At 48.7% G+C, this 19,660-nt stretch carries 19 protein-coding genes and 1 tRNA gene; all 20 read right to left on the bottom strand.

Going from position 1 to position 19,660, the window contains the following annotated elements; genetic code table 11:
• Positions 1-123: 123 nt before the first annotated feature.
• Positions 124-1,827 carry a ShlB/FhaC/HecB family hemolysin secretion/activation protein gene (locus T504_RS0104875; protein WP_033169947.1) on the bottom strand — a complete coding sequence of 568 codons (1,704 nt, stop codon included), beginning with the start codon at positions 1,825-1,827 and terminating at the stop codon, positions 124-126.
• 144 nt (positions 1,828-1,971) lie between these two features.
• Entirely contained in the window at positions 1,972-2,205 is a 234-nt protein-coding gene (locus T504_RS0104880; protein ID WP_033169948.1) for a pro-sigmaK processing inhibitor BofA family protein, read from the bottom strand.
• Positions 2,205-2,801 carry a recombination mediator RecR gene (recR, locus tag T504_RS0104885; protein ID WP_033169949.1) on the bottom strand — a complete coding sequence of 199 codons (597 nt, stop codon included), beginning with the start codon at positions 2,799-2,801 and terminating at the stop codon, positions 2,205-2,207. Before recR ends, T504_RS0104880 begins: the two co-directional genes overlap by 1 nt.
• A gap of 2 nt (positions 2,802-2,803) precedes the next feature.
• Positions 2,804-3,139, bottom strand: coding sequence for a YbaB/EbfC family nucleoid-associated protein (locus T504_RS0104890; protein WP_033169950.1), 336 nt, complete (start codon positions 3,137-3,139; stop codon positions 2,804-2,806).
• A gap of 161 nt (positions 3,140-3,300) precedes the next feature.
• The gene (locus tag T504_RS0104895) at positions 3,301-5,094 is read right to left on the bottom strand and encodes a glycoside hydrolase family 9 protein (protein WP_033169951.1); all 1,794 of its coding nucleotides are present in this window, start codon (positions 5,092-5,094) and stop codon (positions 3,301-3,303) included.
• A gap of 17 nt (positions 5,095-5,111) precedes the next feature.
• Positions 5,112-5,903, bottom strand: coding sequence for a beta-glucanase (locus tag T504_RS0104900; RefSeq protein ID WP_231473859.1), 792 nt, complete (start codon positions 5,901-5,903; stop codon positions 5,112-5,114).
• A 65-nt stretch (positions 5,904-5,968) separates the two neighbouring features.
• Positions 5,969-7,387: a 6-phospho-beta-glucosidase gene (locus T504_RS0104905; RefSeq protein WP_033169952.1), complete on the bottom strand. Its 1,419-nt coding sequence runs from the start codon at positions 7,385-7,387 to the stop codon at positions 5,969-5,971.
• A 14-nt stretch (positions 7,388-7,401) separates the two neighbouring features.
• On the bottom strand, positions 7,402-7,719 hold the full coding sequence (locus T504_RS0104910; protein ID WP_033169953.1) for a PTS lactose/cellobiose transporter subunit IIA: 318 nt from the start codon (positions 7,717-7,719) through the stop codon (positions 7,402-7,404).
• A 15-nt stretch (positions 7,720-7,734) separates the two neighbouring features.
• Positions 7,735-8,037, bottom strand: coding sequence for a PTS sugar transporter subunit IIB (locus T504_RS0104915; RefSeq protein ID WP_033169954.1), 303 nt, complete (start codon positions 8,035-8,037; stop codon positions 7,735-7,737).
• Between the two features lie 51 nt (positions 8,038-8,088).
• On the bottom strand, positions 8,089-9,423 hold the full coding sequence (locus tag T504_RS0104920; protein ID WP_033170016.1) for a hypothetical protein: 1,335 nt from the start codon (positions 9,421-9,423) through the stop codon (positions 8,089-8,091).
• Positions 9,424-9,464: 41 nt separating this feature from the next.
• A complete protein-coding gene (locus T504_RS0104925; RefSeq protein WP_033169955.1) occupies positions 9,465-10,826 on the bottom strand; it encodes a PTS sugar transporter subunit IIC in 1,362 nt (453 codons plus the stop codon).
• A gap of 270 nt (positions 10,827-11,096) precedes the next feature.
• Complete coding sequence (locus T504_RS0104930; protein ID WP_033169956.1) at positions 11,097-11,939, bottom strand: MurR/RpiR family transcriptional regulator; 843 nt, start codon at positions 11,937-11,939, stop codon at positions 11,097-11,099.
• On the bottom strand, positions 11,936-13,657 hold the full coding sequence (gene dnaX, locus T504_RS0104935; RefSeq protein WP_033169957.1) for a DNA polymerase III subunit gamma/tau: 1,722 nt from the start codon (positions 13,655-13,657) through the stop codon (positions 11,936-11,938). Before dnaX ends, T504_RS0104930 begins: the two co-directional genes overlap by 4 nt.
• Before the next feature lie 249 nt (positions 13,658-13,906).
• Positions 13,907-13,998, bottom strand: a tRNA-Ser gene (locus T504_RS0104940).
• Between the two features lie 155 nt (positions 13,999-14,153).
• Positions 14,154-14,795: a hypothetical protein gene (locus T504_RS0104945; RefSeq protein WP_033169958.1), complete on the bottom strand. Its 642-nt coding sequence runs from the start codon at positions 14,793-14,795 to the stop codon at positions 14,154-14,156.
• A complete protein-coding gene (locus T504_RS0104950) occupies positions 14,785-15,171 on the bottom strand; it encodes a response regulator (protein WP_033169959.1) in 387 nt (128 codons plus the stop codon). Before T504_RS0104950 ends, T504_RS0104945 begins: the two co-directional genes overlap by 11 nt.
• 208 nt (positions 15,172-15,379) lie before the next feature.
• A complete protein-coding gene (locus T504_RS0104955) occupies positions 15,380-16,579 on the bottom strand; it encodes a NupC/NupG family nucleoside CNT transporter (RefSeq protein ID WP_033169960.1) in 1,200 nt (399 codons plus the stop codon).
• 89 nt (positions 16,580-16,668) lie between these two features.
• Positions 16,669-17,055, bottom strand: coding sequence for a cytidine deaminase (locus T504_RS0104960; RefSeq protein WP_033169961.1), 387 nt, complete (start codon positions 17,053-17,055; stop codon positions 16,669-16,671).
• Between the two features lie 24 nt (positions 17,056-17,079).
• Positions 17,080-18,402 carry a pyrimidine-nucleoside phosphorylase gene (locus T504_RS0104965; RefSeq protein ID WP_033169962.1) on the bottom strand — a complete coding sequence of 441 codons (1,323 nt, stop codon included), beginning with the start codon at positions 18,400-18,402 and terminating at the stop codon, positions 17,080-17,082.
• Positions 18,403-18,459: 57 nt separating this feature from the next.
• A complete protein-coding gene (locus T504_RS0104970; RefSeq protein WP_033169963.1) occupies positions 18,460-19,641 on the bottom strand; it encodes a phosphopentomutase in 1,182 nt (393 codons plus the stop codon).
• Positions 19,642-19,660: the final 19 nt, after the last annotated feature.

Genomic DNA, 19,660 nt, shown 5'->3' on the forward strand with positions numbered 1-19,660 from the left:
AAAACATTCTCTATAATATATCGTCAATTATTTGCTATTTATTAAATAAAACACCGTGTTTTTCCTGCTTATTTGAAAAAAGAACAGTCACACATTTTGTGTAACTGTTCTTTCCTTCAATCTTTAAAATGTTGTCGTCACCGTTAAATTGAGCCGCACGGCATCAACATGCTGGTTGTTCAGTTCCCGCTTGAAGGGGATGCCCAGCGTCAACGAGCTGTTGGTCCGCCGATAATGATAGCTTGTGCCAAGGCCAATGCTTATGAGGCTTTTGTCATCTGGCGCTGTCTCGCCGCTCACCGTGCCAAAGTCAAGGAACGCAAACGGATCATAGCGATGCGATTTACCGCAGGGAACATGGTATTCCATACTCATAACCAGCCCCTTTTCCCCGCCGATAAAACTCTCTTCATACCCCCGCACCGTGTTCGCACCGCCGATAAAGAATCGGTCTGCCGATGCCAGCTGATTGCTGCTGGTCTGCTGAATATCCAATCGCCCTTGTATATACTGCCCATGCGTATAGCGCTTTTGATAAAAGGATGCCAGCCGATAAAGCGTGCCGCTGTAATCCTCATGGTAGACAGAATCATCGCCGCTGACCCGCAGAAGCGAATGTTTATGATAAACGACTGATGTATGTCCGTAATGCGTAAAAGAAATATAAGGAATGTACCGCATCAACGAATCATCCAGCCAGGAAACCTTATTTCCATGCCCCAGATCTGTTTTGGAGGATTGATGTACCAGCTGCAATCCGGCCTCATAGCGGCGGTCCGGTTCGACCTTCAGCGGCACGCGCACGGTCATACCATAGGAGCTGGCCTTTCCCTCGACTCCCAGCGCCTGAAGTTCTCCCTTTTTGATGTCCGATTGCGAACCAGTATACTCCACATCGAGCCGAACGCCACGCGGCGATACCGGAATGGAGTAGTTAAGCCCCCACATGTCAGACCCCCGGCTCCGCATATAATTGACACGCAGCGTATCACGGATACCAGTCAAGCTGCGATTGGTATAGAAAAGCCCATTGCGCCACCTGCCACTGCTCTTATAGCCGTTGTTATCACTGTAACTGATCAGGTTTTGCCGTGGTGGCTCAAAAACCAAAATATCATAATCAGTCGTCCCCTCAGCTGTCCCCGGTTTCATGACAAGCCGCAGCTGAACATCGTTGGTACCATGAAACCATTGCAACTCGCGATTCAGCGTCTCAATATTATCGACAGCTCCTGGCGTCAAACTGAGCCGCTTGCGGATATAGCCTTCCTTTGTATTTTTGTTGCCCTCCATGCGTATGGTTCCCGTACGCCCCTCAACGAGCTGCACACGCACCACGCCATCATGGATGCGCTGCGGTGGAATAACAGCCCGACAGGTCACATACCCCTTTTCCCGATAGAGCGTCGTGATTTTTTCGGCCATTTCCTGCAAATCCTTGATCTCGATTTCTTTATCGAGATAATCCGCCGTAATCTTCTGGATTTCTTCCTCGGGAAGCACAGCCGATGAATCGTGTAAAACCTTCTTTAAGACAAATTTCACTGCCGCAGAGGTTTCTGCAGTTTCATCCTTTCCCTGCTGCTCAACGGTTTGATGCCGTTTTTTTTCATCCTCGGCAATCTGCTCCTGTACACGTTCCCATTCCATCGCCTCACGCAGACGCTCCGCCGCCTGAGCAGCCGAAGGACCGACTATCTGATCCTGCGTGCCGGCAGGTAACGCCGGCCGTGCAGCAGCCAAGGCCCCATGACTGTTCCCCGCGAGCGATAAACCTATGGCCAATGAAAGCACAGCATAGCGCCGCCAACTTCCATGCGTTCTCATACTATCCCCTCCCGAATGACAACGAATTCGTATACCCTTTTTTCATTTTAGCAAAAAAAACATGAATTTGTAAACATCAGTTTTTTCAGATATTTTTCTGCAAAAAATCAGCCGCCATTGCTTTGACAGCAAAGCGGCTGATTTTCATTTCATCAATAATACGATAATGACGCCCGGCACACCTAATACACCAGCTATGAGTGCTTTTAAAAAGGTGATTTTCACACCAGCGCCAAACAAGTTGACCACCCATAGCAACACAACGCCCACCAGGCTGTTCGTAATCATCTTCCAAAGCAGCTTCATCGGCAGTGCGACGATTTTGCCAATAAGGCACAAAACGATCAAGCCTACTGCAAAGGCTGCAACAATTTCCATTAGATTTCCCTCCGGTTCTCCATTGCCTTGGACAGTGTCACTTCATCTGCATACTCAAGATCGCCACCGATTGGCAGACCATGCGCGATGCGTGTCACTTTTAGGCCCATAGGCTTTACTAATTTGGCAATATACATTGCCGTCGCCTCTCCCTCGACATTGGGATTTGTTGCCATGATGACCTCTTTTACGGTATCATCGGCCAGACGATTCAACAATTCCTTGATGCGAATCTGCTCAGGACCAATCCCCTCCAAAGGCGAAAGGGCTCCATGAAGTACATGGTAGACACCGTGATAATCACGCATGCGCTCCATAGCTGCGACATCCTGCGGCTGCTCAACGACACAAATCACGGAATGGTCCCGCTGGTCACTGCCACAGATTGCACAGGGATTCGCATCACTCAAGTTAAAGCAGGTATTGCAGTAGCCAATCTTTTCCTTCGCATCCACGATTGCTGCCGCGAGCGCCTTTGCCTTATCTACATCCATATCGAGCACATGATAAGCAAGACGCACTGCCGTCTTGTTTCCAATCCCCGGCAGTGCGCGAAAGTGCTCGATCAATTTTGCTAAAGGTGCAATATACTGCACGATTAGAACATCCCCGGCGGCAAGCCAAGACCGCTCGTAAGCTTGCCCATTTCCGAAGCCATCATATCGTCTACTTTCTTGATAGCTTCATTGAAAGCTGCCGAAATAAGGTCCTGCAGCATCTCAACATCTTCCGGATCTACAGCTGCCGGATCAATGGTCAGGGACTGGACCTGCTTTTCGCCATTCATGACGATTTTGACAGCGCCGCCGCCAGCTGTTACATCAACAGTCTTGCGTTTCAGCTCGTCCTGCATTTTTTTCATTTCGTTCTGCATTTTCTGGACTTTTTTCATCATGCCGGCCATTTGCCCCATGTTGCCCATTCCACCAAACATGTTATTGCTCCTCTCGTATATGTGAATTCATATTTATTACCTATCATAGCGTATCAAAATTATGTGCCAACGTCAACGAAAAAATCCCTCTGCTAAAACAGAGGGATTTTTTCAAACAGTCTTCCAGTGATACTTGAAAAGGATCATAGAAAAAGAGAGTTTCACTTCGTCACGCTGGGGAAAGCGCGCGAAAGTTTTATCTGAGATGCTGTGAAATCCACCGGTTTGGCAAACCATGCCAGAGCATAAGCTGCCGTTCCCGTGTAATCAATCGCATACTCATTCGTAGACCAGGACGTCAAAACGTCAAGATAGGATTTAGCTGTCGGCACATGTTTGCTGGCAAGATATGCCGTCTGATCCGGATCGCCTCCCGAAACCGCATTCGGTCCACCGACCAGAAGTCCTGGTACATAGGCTCCCGTACTCTCATGGATGCGATTGTGCGGATGCTCCGGCGGATTGGAACCAGCTCCCGTCAAAAAGCTCTTGTCGAGAGAGTTACGCCCAAACATATAATGAATCTGCGACAATGCACCTTCAATATATGCCTGTTTCGGCTCCAGCTGGTAAGCCATCAGGAGCATATCTCCCTGGGTCATCGCATTTTTGGTTGAAGCCCAAGTGTACTCATCTTTTGACAGCGCGCAGCCAAAACCATCTTTGGAAATCTTATCGGCGATAAAGTCAGCATAAGCAAGATAGGTTTTCTTTACCTCCGCCTGCAATCCGGCATCGGCATTTTTCGACATAGCATAGGCAAACTGAGCCAAGGCCAAGGTATTATCCCAGGTGAAAAAACCTGGAGCCTTAGTGAGCTCTGCTTTATTTGCCTTGAGGTATTTCTCATACTTTTTGTCGCCGGTGGTACGGAACATTTCTGCAGCCATCCACAAGCGTTCCTGGATATCATTCTTATCATCATACGGGCCAGAACCACTCTCCTGACCTTCATCTACCCGATAGATCGATTCCTTCGTCTTGGAAAGGTAACTCCAAACTTTATTGGCATCCTTCTGCAGCTGTTTCGCATAATCGGCATCGAGGTCGCGATAGACACGTGCGCCGATTGCCAGGCTCGCGCCATACATGGCAGTGCTGGCCGTGCAATTGCCATAAAGGAACCGCTCCTGCGTATCCGAATCCGGGCTCTTGTCAAAGCCCGGCCACTGGGCACCAGCAACCTTATGGAAAGTGCTGCCGTCCTTACGCATCATCTTCTTCATAAAATCGAACTCATATTTTACTTCGTTGAGCGCGTCGGGCAAATTTTTATCGTATTGGATGCCCTCGGGGAACAACAGCTGCCCCTTCGTAAAGTGATCGGGATGCGCCTCATAAGCCAACAGAAGTTCAGCCGCAGCAATGCCAGCTGTGGTGGTATATTTGCCATAATCACCAGCATCATACCAGCCGCCCGATACATCCACGATATCGCCCTTCTTGTTCAGCTTATCGGTAAAATACACTTTTGCCTGTTTATCCTGTGCATGACCATTTTTAACCTTAAGGCCTGTGATATCTTTATCGTTGATTGGCGTTCCACTGCGGCTCAGCGTATAGGAACGCAGCGTCTGTACAGCTTGAACTGCATAGACATTATCCCCGATTGCAAACGGATAAGACTCGCGGTTTCCCACTTTCAGTTTATACGTTCCCGGCGTGTTGAAGATCGTGAAGTCAGCCCGCTGCAGCGTTTCTTCCGACAAAGCATCGGCTTTAGCAGCCGAAAGATTGCCTTTATATACGACTTTATCGGTCTTAGCATCCACGAGTTTAAAGGAATTTTCACCGGAATCCGTTACCATAGCGGTCTTTTCATGACCTGTGAGGTAACCTACCTGGTCTACATGCATGCCCGCATCTGCAGCTTCCGTCAAAGATGCCGCTCCACAAGTACCCAGCATGGCAATGCCTGCCAAAACCATCCGGCACAGTCTTTTCTTGCTCTGCATGATATCTCAGCTCCTTATTATTCTGCAAACGGCGTGTATTTGATGGACTTGTACTCCGCGGTAATCGGCAGATTCGAATCGTTAAACGGTTTAAGCCATTCATCTACGCCCTTACCGTTCCAAGCATTCATCATGATTTTCTGTTTTGTGACTGGCAGATCTTCATTTTCGCGGCGGAATACTTCTTTGCCATCGACAAACCAAATGATGGAGTTCTTGTGCCACTCAAATGCGTACGTATGAAAATCCTCCGATGCATCAAAGCCAAGGTCAATCATCTTCTCATGACCGCCTTTGCCATTGCGGAAGTAATTGAGCTGTACTTTCGTGGTGTCTTTTCCCAAGACCTCGAAGTCAATCTCATCCCATGGGTCGCCATCATAGGGGCCGGTATACGTGAAGAAAGAAGAAACAACGCCGTCATTCTTCATAGCCTTCATGACTACTTCATAGCGCCCATAGCCATAGGTTGCTTTACTGCGATACTCACCACCGGCATACGGGACTTTATCCGCAGCCGGATTTGGCGACTCATCCACGGTCAACTGCAACGCGCCATCTTCAAATGTCACGTTTTCTTTATGCCAGAAGCAGTTGAACGGCATACCGTTAGTCCAGCCATTGGAAGCTTCAAACAGAGCATTTTCGCCCTTCGTCAAGTCAACCGAAAAAGCATCGCTGGCTTTCGTCTCCGTAGCCGGTGCAGCGGCCGCCATCGACGGAGCAGCCATATCCATCGTAACCGAAACTGGTACAGCCAGCGCCATCATAACGGCAGCAGCCAATGCTTTCTTGCGAATATCCATCATTTTACTTCCTCCCTATTCTTTGCTATGAATTGACCGGTCAAGTTGACCGGTCACCCCCATCGAAATCAATACGACAAATCCTCACCATTGCTATTGATAACTTTCTGATACCAATAGAAGGATTTTTTCGGACTGCGTTTTAACGTGCCTTCCCCTTTGTTGTTCTTGTCGACATAGATAAAGCCATAACGCTTCTCCATCTCACCGGTGCTAGCCGAAACGAGATCGATGGGTCCCCATGGGCAGTAGCCCATCAGCGTCACACCATCTTCTTCGATCGCTTTTTTCATCTGGGCGATATGCTCCGCGAAATATTTAATGCGCTCGTCGTCCTGTACCATCCCCGATGCATCCGGCGCCTCATGCAAGCCAATACCGTTTTCGACAATCATCATCGGCAGCTCATAGCGCTCGGAAAGCACATTGAGCATATAGCGCAGGCCAACCGGATCGATCTGCCAGCCCCAATCCGAAGCTTTGACATACTGATTGGGGATTTCCTTGGCCAGATGACGGCTATTTTCGTCATACTCACTGACAAAACTCATGTAGTAGGACAGCGCGAAATAATCCACCTTGCCCTCTTCCAGAGCAGCCAGATCGCCGTCTTCCATCTTGATGTCGTAACCATGAAGTTCCCATTCCTTCAGTATGTACTGCGGATAATGGCCACGGCACTGCACATCGCTGTAATAAAAAGTGCGATCCATTTCTTTTAGGGCTGCAATCTGGTCCAGTGGTTTGCAAGTCGCAGGATAGGACGGTGACATGGCCAGCATGCAGCCAATCTGGAAGTCCGGATTGATTTTATGGCCTTCAATAACGGCCTTTGCCGACGCCACCAGCTCATGATGTGCAACCTGATAAAGGACCTTATAACGGTCTTCGCCGTCCTTATAGATAACCCCAGAGTTGGTAAACGGTGCAAAAGTCTCGTTTACATTGCGCTGGTTATTGATCTCATTGAAGGTCATCCAGTATTTTACTTTATCCTTATAGCGCTCAAAGCACGTAACAGCAAAGCGGACAAACATATCCACGAGCTTGCGATTACGCCAGCCGCCGTACTCGGTAACGAGATGATAAGGCATTTCGAAATGCGAAAGCGTAATTACCGGCTCCATGCCATACTTATGCATCTCATCGAAGAGGTCATCATAGAACTTGAGGCCTTCCTCATTGGGTTCCAATTCATCACCATTTGGGAAAATACGCGTCCAGGCAATGCTCGTGCGGAAACATTTGAAGCCGAGCTTTGCCAGCAGGGCAATATCTTCCTTGTAATGGGAATAGAATTCGATAGCCTCGTGATTCGGATAAATCTTGCCCGGCAAAACACCATCGGTAATCTCACGCGGTTTGCCCGGACCACCGACCGTCATGACATCCGCAACGCTGATGCCTTTACCGCCTTCTTTCCAGCCACCTTCGAGCTGATGGGCAGCCACAGCGCCGCCCCAGAGGAAACCTTTTGGAAAACTCATGATTGGTATCCTCCTTACTTCTTTTCATCGAAGCGTTTGTATACCTCGATGAATTCCAATGCAATAGTCTTAAAGCCTTCCGCGCTCATGAGCTGGTCCTCAGCATGAAGAATCAGCAGATTGATGTTGCCACCTTCACCAGAAGCTTCCTTCTGGAGGAGTCCTGCATGCGCATCATGGCCTTCCACAAAGGCCTCGTCGCCTTCGGCGATAAGTTTTTCAGCCGCTTCATAGTTGCTCTTTTTGGCTTCCTGAATGGCTTCAATATAACAGCTGCGCGCCGTACCAACAGCTGAGATAATCTGAAATGCAGTGAGTTCTAAACCTTCCATAAAAAACAATACTCCTTAGTCGTTCATCAATTTGCGGGCGAATTCAAGGGCTCCTTTGCCGTCCATACGGCCATACATGCGCATGTCGATGGCGTCAACCGGAATGCCTGGAATCTGCTCGGCAATCTTATTTTTCTGGAAACGAATCTGTGGTCCGAGGAGGACACAATCCGCATCCGCCGCCTTCGTTGCTGCCTCCGATGCCGAAAAGGCATCGATGGAGCAATCATAAGAAGCCGCAGCGGCAGCTTCCTGCATTTTCTTTACCAGCATGCTGGTGGACATTCCCGAAGCGCAAAGTAAAACAATCTTTTTCATAATAAATTCTCCTTTTCAATTCTTTCCCCAAGAAAACTGTTTATTGTTAAATTAGAAATGGAAATCAACACGGGTACGAAGCATATTATGATGATAAGCCTCACCACGGCCTGCACCCCAAACCATCTTCGTGGCATTCGCTTTCATGTAGAACGTATCCCACTCAATATTCTTAGCCGGTACGTACTTAAAGCCAAATACCCAACCGCGATTGCCAGAATGGAAAGCGCCATCCTGCTTATCGCCGAAAACACCCACAAGGTCATTTTCATTTTTCGGATAGTTGAAATAGCGGGAATAAAGCTGGAACGAACCCGGGCTATTGAGATCCGGCCAACGGTAATTCAGCTGGATTGCATAAGTATCTCTGCCATCAAAGCGCATTCCTTTATAATTTCTGCGCTCACGATTCGTATGGACATAATCACCGAGGAAGAAGATATTCTTCATTGGATTCCACATGGCACCAATGAGGAACGCCTGCGAACCGATTGTATTCGGACGTTCAGCAGCATACAAATCCTTACCTGCTGAATCCTTACCTGCTGGCAATGTATGATCCGCATCTTTTGTGGTGCTTACATCATAATAGTTGTCGCCCAAAACTTCATTACGGTCAACATTTGGTTTGCCATAAGCCACGCGCATCTCTAAGCCATGGCCCACACGGCCTTCGAGACCAACACCGCCGAAGCTGAAATGATATCCACGATCAGTCGGCGTCAGATAGAATGCCTTAGCCGTCAGATTGGATTTTGGAATTGCCGAACTGAGCATTACACCATCGCACTCATTACCGAAGAAAGCGAAGTTATATCCCAAGAAGCGCCATCTGCGGCCAACATCCACATTAAGTTTTCCAATAGAGCCCTCTGCCCAGACACGCTGGATGGTGCCATGCTCATTATCGTATTTGTGGTCGGCATCTTTCGGATGGTAAAGAGCCGAATTTTTATCAGCCGTTACATATTTCGCATAGCGCTGAGCCGTTTCTGCCTGGAAGTTTACGTTCCAGCGGTCATTGACTTTATACTTGCCTTCAAGGTCAAGATACGAGCGGCGGAAATCATTGCGGTTTGCATAATCGTTGATATTGTCGTTATCCCAAGCCACACGTCCGAAACCATTAATCTGGATGCGGTTCTGGGCATCTTTGAGATTCTTGATTGCTGCTTTATTGCTGTTTGCGACTTTTTCCGTCCGTTTGAGCTTGGCATTCTCTTTTTTCAGTGCATTGAGCTGCTTGGAAAGCTTCTGCTGCTGTGCTTCCAGCGCTGCGATACGGGCGTTGATATCCGTATCATCGTTAGGTGCTGCCATCGCCGTACCCGAAATCCCCATCGTAAGACCGAGAATCATTGCTGTTGCTTTTCTCTTGCTAATCATCATCATTTTCCCCTTTTCTCGATACTTCCTAAAAATTTGAATTAATGTTCTGCAGCCGACTGCATCTCAGCTTTTACGGAATCTGCTTCCGGTTTTGCTTCTTCCATGTCGCCCATTTCCTCTTTGAGGAAGGCGTTATCCTGCGCTTTGAGGAACGGGAAGTAGATTGCCGTAGCGATAGCGAGGTTTACAATCTGAACCACTGCACCCTGCCAGCCATCGAGCAGGAAGCCCGCAATAATCGGCGGTGTCGTCCAAGGTACCTGAACAGCCGTGAACGGAGCCATAAAGCCCGTCGTGATAGCAAAGTACGTAACAAACATCGCAATCAGCGGAACAATGACAAACGGTACCAAAAGGTACGGGTTGAACACGATTGGCAGACCGAAAATAATCGGCTCATTGATGTTAAAGAGACCCGGGACAAACGCCATCTTCATCAGCGATTTGAGCTGCTGGGAACGTGCCGTGAAAATACCAGCCAACAAAAGTCCCAGCGTCAGGCCGCAGCCGCCACTCTTTACGAATACATCATTGATCTGGCAAGTGAAGATTTTTGCCTGTGGATTGTTCACCAAACTCATACCAGCATCGATAAGGTGCTGATTATCCAAAGAATTGGCAATGAGCAGCGGGCTTACCACACCGCCGACAACATTCGGGCCATGAATACCAGCCCAGAACAGGATGCTCTGAAGTCCCACGATGATAGAACCGCCAGCCAGTGAATCGGACAGGCCCTGCAGCGGCGTCTGGATTACTTTAAAGATAAGTTCCGGCAGCGTCGTAGCCCCGATGTAATGGCAAAGACCATAGAGAACCGAAGCGGACGTGAAAAAAATCATACCTGGTACCAGTGCGGTAAACGCTTTGGCGACACCGGAAGGAACCGAATCCGGCATCTTGATGCCGATGTGATTTTTTTCGCAATAGCAAAATACATAGGATACAAAGAAGGCAATAAAGATGGCGGTAATGACACCATTACTGCCTGCCCAAGCTTTCGGAATGATGTCACCGATGGTTTCCCCACCTTTGCTGACAATCGTCGGCGGCATCAAAATCAAAAAGGTCGAAAGAGCCAGAATCGATGCCATGATTGCATCGCAGCCTTCATTTTCTACAAATTTATAAGTAATCGACAGGACAACAATCAGCGCCAAGACACTGAAGGTACCACCAGCAACCGCATTGAGTGGAGCCGTCCAGTCTGTCCCAAAAATCGAAGCCATGAACTCCGGATATCCTGGCAGTGGCAGATTCGCCAGCAGCAGGAACACCGAACCACAGATTGTGAACGGCGTCGTCATGATGAAACCATCACGCAAGGCCGCTACGGCACGAATCTGAGCGAACTCCCCCATGAATTCGATAAATTTATCGAACATTTCTTGTTTACTCATTTTCTTTTCCTCTTTCCAAATTTGATTTACCCTAGGGCTGTGCGCGCAGCCCCCGTTCCCCTTAAGGTGATTCTAATATAACACGATGCCAATTACGGAACAATAAAGTTAAACCAATACGAAACACTGATTCATAACATCGTAGAAAAGACTTTTACTCCTGTAGCACTGTTACATATATTACATATATTCTGATATTTTTGTTATTTTTCGCATGTTGAATACAAAAAAAGCCTACTCCCATCAAGGAGAAGGCCGAAGTTATTTTGCTTAATAATAGAAGTGTTTGTTGAGCCATTGTTCTTTCTGACGGGCGCTGTGAAAGTCAACCCGGGTCATTAGGACAGCAAACAAGATATCCATGACATACTTTGCCCCCATAAGGAATACCCGTGGCCCAAGTTCCTCCATGGATTTCACCGTTGCTACTGGAAATACCACATCTGCTACCGAAGCCAGACTCGAACGCGGGGATGCTGTCACAACGATAATGGGATTGCCACGCAGTTTCAACAGGTGCCCGATATCGAGCAGCATGCGATTTTCGCCGGTACGGCTGATAAATACCGCCACATGTTCTTTGGGAGAACCGGTGGCCTGCAAATACTGCATGGTCATAGCTGGATGGACCGTGGAGCATTTATTCGCCATGATAAAACTGGACGCTGCCATATTTGCAATATCCAGATTGTTATCCGTAGCGTAAAAGTCCACATGCTCGGTCTTATTGAGAAGTGCCAATGCCCGTACAAAATCCGAAGGCTCCAGCATACTGCGAGTATCTTTCAAAGCATCAATCTCGATACTGGTCACCTTATCGAGAATCGAATGAACCGAATCGCGATCCGTCATCATGAGTTCTTTGCCATGCGGCCGTTCCACATACTGCATCATTTCTGCCAGGAATTTGACACGGAACTCCGTGTAACCACCAAATCCCAGCTTCTGGCTAAACCGCACAATAGCTGCTGAGCTGGTAAAGGTCTCCTTTGCCAACTGGCGCGTCGACATGCCGGGCAACATGCGAAAATTCGCCAACAGATAATCTGCAATCATAGCTTCCGATTCCGAAAAGCCCTCTTTATCCTGTAATTGTTTTACTAACCCCGTCATTTTTCTCCCTCGATTTCAACTACATGATCCCCAAAATAATTGAATGCTTTTTCCAGCGGTGCCCGTTCCTCCGGTGGCAGCTGATTTAAATTCACTGGAATCGTCTCCGGCTCCTCTATCGCAGGAGCTGCCGGCTGCTTTTTCGGACGTGGTGGCGGCGTCATTGGACGATCCTCACCACTGCAGGAAAGATGAAGCTCTCTTCCCGTAATCTCCTGCAACAGCGACTCCAGCTGCGTGCGATAGTTACGCATGGTCAGCGACGCCATCAGACTCCCCTTGAACTGAATAAAGAACTGCCGCTCGGTCATTCCCGCAAAGGTTCCCTGTGAGACACAAGCAAAGATCGGCATCTTATTCGTATCTTTCAGGGTCTGAAGCAGCGTATTCCAAACCTGCGTATCCTCCGCACGAACAGGTATCGGAGCTGGTGCCGGCATCGGCGCTGCTGTCGATGCCGGCTGTGTCCGCATAGTTTCCCCTTTCCTGCGGACAGGTGCCGGCCCTGCAGCCGGCATCGCCTTAACGCCAGCTGCTAAAGCAGCACTAACCTGTGCCAATTTCGCCTCCAACTGGGCAATCCGCTCAGCATCAGCCGTTACTGCCGAATTTTCGTCCTGCCTCGACACAGCTGGCTCTTCCCGGCAAAGCGAGAGCAGTGCAACCTCCACCGTAATGCGCGGCTGCGGCGACCATTTCATCTCATTCATTGCCTCATGAAGGCGTCGTATCATCCGCATGACCTGCTCGGCAGAAAACAGCCTGGATTGTTCCTTTAAGACATCCTCCTGCTCCGCATAGAGATCCATATTGGCGACCGTCCCTACTGCCTGATAAATCATAAGGCTTCGCAGGTGCAGCGAAAGTTCCGCAACAATCTGTTTTAAATCCTTGCCATCCCGCAAGAGTTCCGCAATAACTTCCAAAACTTCCTGGGCCTTTTGTGCCGCCAAAGCTCTTGTCATCCGATAAATCCAGTCATGTCCCACCAGGCCTAATATCTGGCGCACCCGCTCGGCGGTAATCGTCCCTTCCGAAAGCGCGGAACACTGATCAAGAATCGAAAGCGCATCGCGCAATCCGCCATCCGCTTGGACGGCAATCATCGTCAAGGCTTCCTCTTCCGCATCGAGCTTCATCTCGTCGGCCACATAACGGAGGCGGTCATGAATCTCCTCGACGGTGATGCGCTTGAAATCATAGCGCTGACAACGAGACTGTATCGTAGCAGGAACTTTATGCGCTTCTGTCGTCGCCAGGATAAACACCACATGAGAAGGAGGTTCTTCCAATGTCTTTAATAACGCATTGAATGCCTCAGTGGTCAGCATGTGAACCTCATCGATGATGTAAATCTTATATCGCCCATCGACAGGCGCAAACTTTACCGTTTCTCGCAAATCGCGAATTTCATCAATACCACGGTTCGATGCCGCATCGATTTCGAACACATCCATGGAGGAACCATCGCTTATCTTGCGGCACTGCGCACATTCCCCACAGGGATCCGGCGTCGGTCCATGCTCGCAATTCAGCGCCTTGGCCAAAATTTTTGCCGTACTAGTCTTACCAGTACCACGCGGACCAGAAAACAAATAAGCATGTCCAATCTTCCCCGATGTGATCGCATTAGACAAGGTGCGGCTGATATGCTCCTGACCGACCAGATCTTTGAAACTGCCTGGACGCCATTTTCGATATAATGCAATATAAGCCATGAATTGTCTTCCCCCCGATTATCCGCGATACAAAAAAAGGATAGCTGTTGCAGCTATCCCTGTTCTTTTTCACGTCGGACCACAGTCCCCAGGCACCCTCACGGCACATGGAGCGACCCTCTTATCGCTGCTTCCTTCCGGACCTGACGAGGTTCGTGGGACTCCATTGCGTAAGACCAAAGCACTATGGCCCGACCTGAAAAAGAATTCTGCCTCTTCTGCAATCTATCCGAAAAAAGGATATAAAAATGGCGGAGAGTGAGAGATTCGAACTCTCGATACAGCGTTCACCGTATACACGCTTTCCAGGCGTGCTCCTTCAACCACTCGGACAACTCTCCACAATGCTCTACCAAAAGAAGCTATTTATTTTTCCTGTTGGCGATGTCGCTCAACAACAGAACCTATTATACGAGGTATTGAACCAGATGTCAACACTTTTTTGAAAAAATATTAATCAAAGAAAAATAGGAGCAGCTGCCCTGCTCCCATTATATCAAAAAAACTCATCGACAGCCAGTACGATTTGGAACGAACCAAATGCCGTATACACACGCAAGCGCAATTGACGACTCCCCTGTGGTACGATATCCTTCTTCCAGCGAGGAGGATATAAATCACCTTCCAAGTCCCTTTTGGCCATCTCTATACTAAACAGGCCAAGAACCACATTGAGAAACTCTTCGCAACAGTCAATAGCCAGCTCATCCACCTGGTCCATTTCTTCCCCACTATACCGGCGGGCCATTTCTAAAAAAACCGACTCCGCTGCGATAACGCCACCGACAATATTGATATCACCACTCACGCGAATCGAAACGGCATAGGATGGCGACATCTCCTCTGTTGTCACAGGTTCCTGTGACACGACGCTGAGTGTGTGGGTCAATTCCTCCATCTTTTCGATGAACAGCTCCACATACTTAGTGTAGATGTTCAGCTCATCATCATAGCCATCGGCAGCTGCCAATTTTACTGCTGTGCGGATAGGACGAGCATCCACTTGTTTCACCTCGGGCAACCGATGCATGATTACCCCTTCGTCCGCTTCCTCCTGCTGAAGCAAGGATTGGATTTCTTCCGGTCCATAGCGCTTTTCATTGAACAAGCATTGTGCAATGTTATACTTACTTTTCATCGCCAGCGACCTTCTTTCGGACAGACTCAATGGTCTTCTTAATCTGGTCGCTGGAGTATGGCTTCTGAATAAAATCCATCGCTCCCATCTTCAAGGTCGTCATAAGCTTCTGCGGCGTTCCCGCGGAAGACAGCATAACTACCGGCAAATCTGGATTGACTTCCTTAATCACCTGCAGAGCCTCTATCCCACCTACTTCTGGCATAACGATATCGAGGAATATGCAATCAATCGATTCTTGAAGATTCAACATCACAGCGTCTTTGCCATTTTCTGCCTCCAACACCTCGCAGTCCAGAGCCTCCAGCTCCTGGCGCAGTTTTTTCCGCAACAGTTTTGAATCATCGGTAATGAGAACTTTAAGTTTTCTATCCAATGTTGTCGCCCCCTAGTATATCTCTATTTGCTTATTGTTTTATCCATGATATCCCATTATCCAGAGATTGGATATTCTATCTATTCGGCAAAGCCGTTTTATTTTCCTCCTCCCCCCTATCGCACCATAAAAAAAAGCTCCAGCAACCTCAAATTTGAGTTGCCAGAGCTTTTCCCTACGAAGCGATTCTGTCTAGGTTCTCTGGTTCTTACCAGACGAACAGGCCGGCAATTCCAGCCGACAGCAGCGAAACCAGAATACCCGAAAGCAGCATGTAGCCAACGTTACGGGAAATCAGTTCGTTCTTATCATCATCGACAATGCCTTTGAAGCAGCCGATGATCATACCCAAGGTAGAGAAATTTGCAAAGGACGTGACGAATACCGTCAGGACGCCCTGCATATGACGGCTGAACTGTCCAAGGATATCCTGAACACTCAGCATGACAACGAACTCGTTCGTGACAAGTTTCGTTCCCATGTACTGTGCCAACTGGAAGGCCTCAGCAGAATCAAGTCCCAGGAGCCAAGCAAACGGGAACATGATGCAGCCCAGGATGTTCTCCAGCGTAATTGCCGGATGAATGAGAACCAGCAGCATATCAATGAGTTTTGCCAGTGCAACGAATGCGATGACGTTAGCGCAGATAATCAGAATCAAGCGGCCAGCGCCCAGAATGGAGTTGCCAAGGAAGGAGAAGAACGGCTCGCGCTCTTTGCCACCCTCCGTAACCGTTGCGACCGTATCTTCTTCCTCGGAGATTTTAACCGGATGCAACAAGTTCGTAACGATAAGTGCGTTGATAACATTCAAAGGAATAGCCGTGATGATGAACTCACCCGGCATCATCTGCGTATAGATGCCGACCATAGCAGCGGTAATGCAGCTCATCGACATCATAGCCAGCGTCAGGCAGCGATCTGCCTTCATGCGTTTGAGCTGGAGGCTGGAAACTGCCAATGCTTCCGTATTGCCCAAAAACATCATCTCAATGGCAAAGAAGGATTCAAATTTCGGCTCACGCGTGATGAATGCCAAACCTTTACCGACCCATTTGATGATAAACGGCAGTACCCCGATGTAGGTAAGAATATCAAACATCGGAACAACCAGCAGGATTGGCAGCAGTGCTGCCGTAAAGAAGTTCATCTGCGGAACATGTACCCAATCCGGGAATGCGAACGCAATCCCTTCATAAGCAACACTGATGAGCCAGCTGAAGCCAGCAGCTGCTGCCACGATAATTTCACGACCGATTGAGAACGACGTGAGGAACCAAGCCATAAAGACGTTGAGCAGAAGCAAAGCTCCTACACTGCGCCACTGAATCTCTTTGCGTTTTTTGGACAAGAGAACACCAATTGCCAAAAACACCAAAACGCCTAGAACATTGATAATAAAGTACATGATTTTCTCTCCTTTGTACTCTGTGAGAATTAAGGACACGTGTCCTATTCTCTCACAAAATACATATTATTGTCAACATTTACCGAGTTTTAAAGGTCTTTCTCCGAAAAGGCAAATGGCAGAATCTCCTCCAAGGTAGCAACTTTCACATCGCCTTTGAGGTTTGCCATGATAATTTTGTTGATATGGAATTCCCCCATAACCTGACGGCAGGCACCACAGGGAGAGCAGGGGCCCTCCGTATCCGCAATCAGCGCGATTGCCTCAAATTCCTGCTCGCCCTCCGATACGGCTTTGAAAATGGCCGTACGCTCTGCGCAATTCGTTACCGGATAACTGGAGTTTTCGATATTGCAGCCTCCGTATACATTTCCCTTTTTCGTCAGCACAGCTGCTCCGACTTTGAACTTTGAATACGGGCTGTAAGAAAACTCGCGATATTTCTTAGCAACTTCAATAAGTTCTTTATCCTCCATCATATAACCCTCCCCTGACTTTGATTAATATTTCTCGACTTTATCCTTTTCGACACGAGCATAAACCAGCGGTTCTTTTTCCGGCTGTTTGTCACCAATAGTGATTGCCTCACGATACATGGACTCTGCATTTTTAAGCGATTCTTCCTTGGACGTATAGAGCGTGACCAGGCTGTCGCCTTTCTTGACTGCATCGCCGTATTTCTTGTGCAGAACCAGACCAGCAGAGAAGTCGATGTCACTCTCTTTCGTCTCACGGCCAGCGCCCAGGACAACAGACGTTTCACCAATTTCTTCCGCATTCATCTTCGTAATGAAGCCATCGCGCTCTGCGATAACGTCAAGTTTGAACGGTGCCTGCGCAAATTTCGTGTAATCGCGGAGGACTTCATCATTGCCGCCCTGTGCCTTGACCATCGTGCAGAAGGTCTCGAAAGCAGAACCATCTTCGATGGATTTTTCTGCCATAGCGCGGCACTCTTCCGGCGTTCCCTTGCCAACGAGATAGAGCATGTTCGAAGCCAGCTGCAGGGAAACTTCCGTGAGATCCTCCGGTCCATGACCCTTGAGGACATCCATGGATTCCATTACTTCCAGGCTGTTGCCGATGCCATAGCCCAGCGGCGTGTCCATATCCGTAATCAATGCTACCGTACGACGGCCTGCTCCTTCGCCAATAGCAACCATCGTCTGCGCCAGCTTGATTGAATCATCGAGCGTCTTCATGAAGGCACCGCTGCCCGTTTTTACATCCAGCAGAATGCAATCGCTGCCAGCAGCCAACTTTTTACTCATGATGGACGAAGCAATCAGCGGAATGCTGTCGACCGTAGCCGTAACATCGCGCAGTGCATAAAGTTTTTTATCAGCCGGAGCCAGGTTGCCAGACTGACCGATAACGCTGACACCGCATTTGTTGACCGTATCGAAGAACTCTTTGCGATCAAGAACCGTGCGATATCCCGGAATCGCCTCAAGTTTATCTACCGTACCGCCGGTATGCCCAAGGCCACGGCCAGACATCTTAGCAACTTTGCCGCCACATGCTGCTACAATCGGAGCTACGATAAGCGTCGTTTTGTCACCAACGCCACCCGTAGAATGCTTATCGACTTTCTTGCCTTCGATAGCCGAGAGGTCAATCATATCGCCGGATTTTGCCATGACTTTCGTCAGTTCCGTAATCTCATGGTCATTCATTCCATTGAACCAGATTGCCATCGTCATTGCGGACATCTGATAATCCGGAATATCACCGTTGACATATCCGGTAATCATGAACTGGATTTCCTCATCCGTCAAAACTTCGCCATGTTTTTTCTTGGTGATAAGATCGTACATTCTCATTGCTGAATCTCTCCTTTATATATAGGGGAGCCTCGCTCCCCTACTCTATTGATACCATTAGTCTTTTACAATACGCGGCAGCAAGCTCTCGCCCTTGGTCTTGAGGTCGCAGCCAAACATATCCGAAATCGTTGCCCCGATCATGGCAAATGTCGGATACGTTCCGAGATTGACGCCCTCTTTAATCTGTTTGCCGTAAATCAGCAGAGGCACATACTCACGCGTATGGTCTGTCCCCGGTGCCCCCGGATCACAGCCATGATCTGCCGTAATCATCAGCACATCATCATCCTTCATCTTCGCCATGAACTCGCCGAGCTGACGGTCAAACACCGTCGCAGCTTCCGCATAGCCATCGATGTTGCGGCGATGACCATACTGCATGTCAAAATCAACGAGATTTACGAAGCAAAGACCCGTGAAATCTTCCTCCATGACTTTGAGCGTCTTTTCCATCCCATCGACATTGTCTTTGTTGATGCCCAGGCTGCGGCTGATGCTGCGGCCGGCAAAAATATCCGAAATTTTGCCAACCCCGATGGTATCGAGGCCTTTGCGCTGCAGCGCATCCATCATCGTGTCTCCCGTCGGATCCAGCGAGAAATCATGGCGACGGGAAGTACGCGTATACTCCGGATAGCTGCCCACATACGGACGGGCAATGACACGGCCCACGCCATGCTCGCCCTGCAGCATCTCACGAGCTGTCTTGCAGTAACCGTAGAGCTCTTCGACTGGTACATCTGCTTCATTCGCTGCAATCTGGAATACACTGTCGGCCGACGTATAAACGATCAAGCCGCCAGTTTTCTCCTGCTCACGGCCGTAATCATGGATAACGGCCGTACCGGAATACGGTTTGTTGCACAGGATCTTTTTACCGAAAGCCTTCTCGAGCTTTGCAATCAGATCAGCTGGGAAGCCATCCGGATACGTGGGAAGCGGACGCTCCGATACGATACCGGAAATCTCCCAATGACCAATGGTCGTATCTTTGCCGCGGGAAAGCTCACGCAGACGGGCAAAGCTGCCAATCGGTGCTGCCTCCGGCGAGCCACAGTCAACCCCATCGATATTGAACAGACCGAGTTTTTTCATATTCGGTGTATCATACTTCGGCGAAGCAACAATTGACTTCAACGTGTTGCATACATCATCGCCGAATTCCGGAGCATCCGGCTCACGGCCAATACCATAGCTGTCCAGCACAATAATAAAGGCGCGTTTGAATTTACTCATAAAAAAGACCTCCCATACC

This window comes from Selenomonas sp. ND2010, assembly GCF_000702005.1.
Lineage (GTDB): Bacteria > Bacillota > Negativicutes > Selenomonadales > Selenomonadaceae > Selenomonas_A.

Bases quoted from the DNA above. Each gene is read 5' to 3' on its own strand.
- T504_RS0104875 (WP_033169947.1), bottom strand. From the start codon at position 1,827: ATGAGAACGCATGGAAGTTGGCGGCGCTATGCTGTGCTTTCATTGGCC.
- T504_RS0104880 (WP_033169948.1), bottom strand. From the start codon at position 2,205: ATGGAAATTGTTGCAGCCTTTGCAGTAGGCTTGATCGTTTTGTGCCTT.
- T504_RS0104890 (WP_033169950.1), bottom strand. From the start codon at position 3,139: ATGTTTGGTGGAATGGGCAACATGGGGCAAATGGCCGGCATGATGAAA.
- T504_RS0104895 (WP_033169951.1), bottom strand. From the start codon at position 5,094: ATGCAGAGCAAGAAAAGACTGTGCCGGATGGTTTTGGCAGGCATTGCC.
- T504_RS0104900 (WP_231473859.1), bottom strand. From the start codon at position 5,903: ATGATGGATATTCGCAAGAAAGCATTGGCTGCTGCCGTTATGATGGCG.
- T504_RS0104905 (WP_033169952.1), bottom strand. From the start codon at position 7,387: ATGAGTTTTCCAAAAGGTTTCCTCTGGGGCGGCGCTGTGGCTGCCCAT.
- T504_RS0104910 (WP_033169953.1), bottom strand. From the start codon at position 7,719: ATGGAAGGTTTAGAACTCACTGCATTTCAGATTATCTCAGCTGTTGGT.
- T504_RS0104915 (WP_033169954.1), bottom strand. From the start codon at position 8,037: ATGAAAAAGATTGTTTTACTTTGCGCTTCGGGAATGTCCACCAGCATG.
- T504_RS0104920 (WP_033170016.1), bottom strand. From the start codon at position 9,423: ATGATTAGCAAGAGAAAAGCAACAGCAATGATTCTCGGTCTTACGATG.
- T504_RS0104925 (WP_033169955.1), bottom strand. From the start codon at position 10,826: ATGAGTAAACAAGAAATGTTCGATAAATTTATCGAATTCATGGGGGAG.
- T504_RS0104930 (WP_033169956.1), bottom strand. From the start codon at position 11,939: ATGACGGGGTTAGTAAAACAATTACAGGATAAAGAGGGCTTTTCGGAA.
- dnaX (WP_033169957.1), bottom strand. From the start codon at position 13,657: ATGGCTTATATTGCATTATATCGAAAATGGCGTCCAGGCAGTTTCAAA.
- T504_RS0104945 (WP_033169958.1), bottom strand. From the start codon at position 14,795: ATGAAAAGTAAGTATAACATTGCACAATGCTTGTTCAATGAAAAGCGC.
- T504_RS0104955 (WP_033169960.1), bottom strand. From the start codon at position 16,579: ATGTACTTTATTATCAATGTTCTAGGCGTTTTGGTGTTTTTGGCAATT.
- T504_RS0104960 (WP_033169961.1), bottom strand. From the start codon at position 17,055: ATGGAGGATAAAGAACTTATTGAAGTTGCTAAGAAATATCGCGAGTTT.
- T504_RS0104965 (WP_033169962.1), bottom strand. From the start codon at position 18,402: ATGAGAATGTACGATCTTATCACCAAGAAAAAACATGGCGAAGTTTTG.
- T504_RS0104970 (WP_033169963.1), bottom strand. From the start codon at position 19,641: ATGAGTAAATTCAAACGCGCCTTTATTATTGTGCTGGACAGCTATGGT.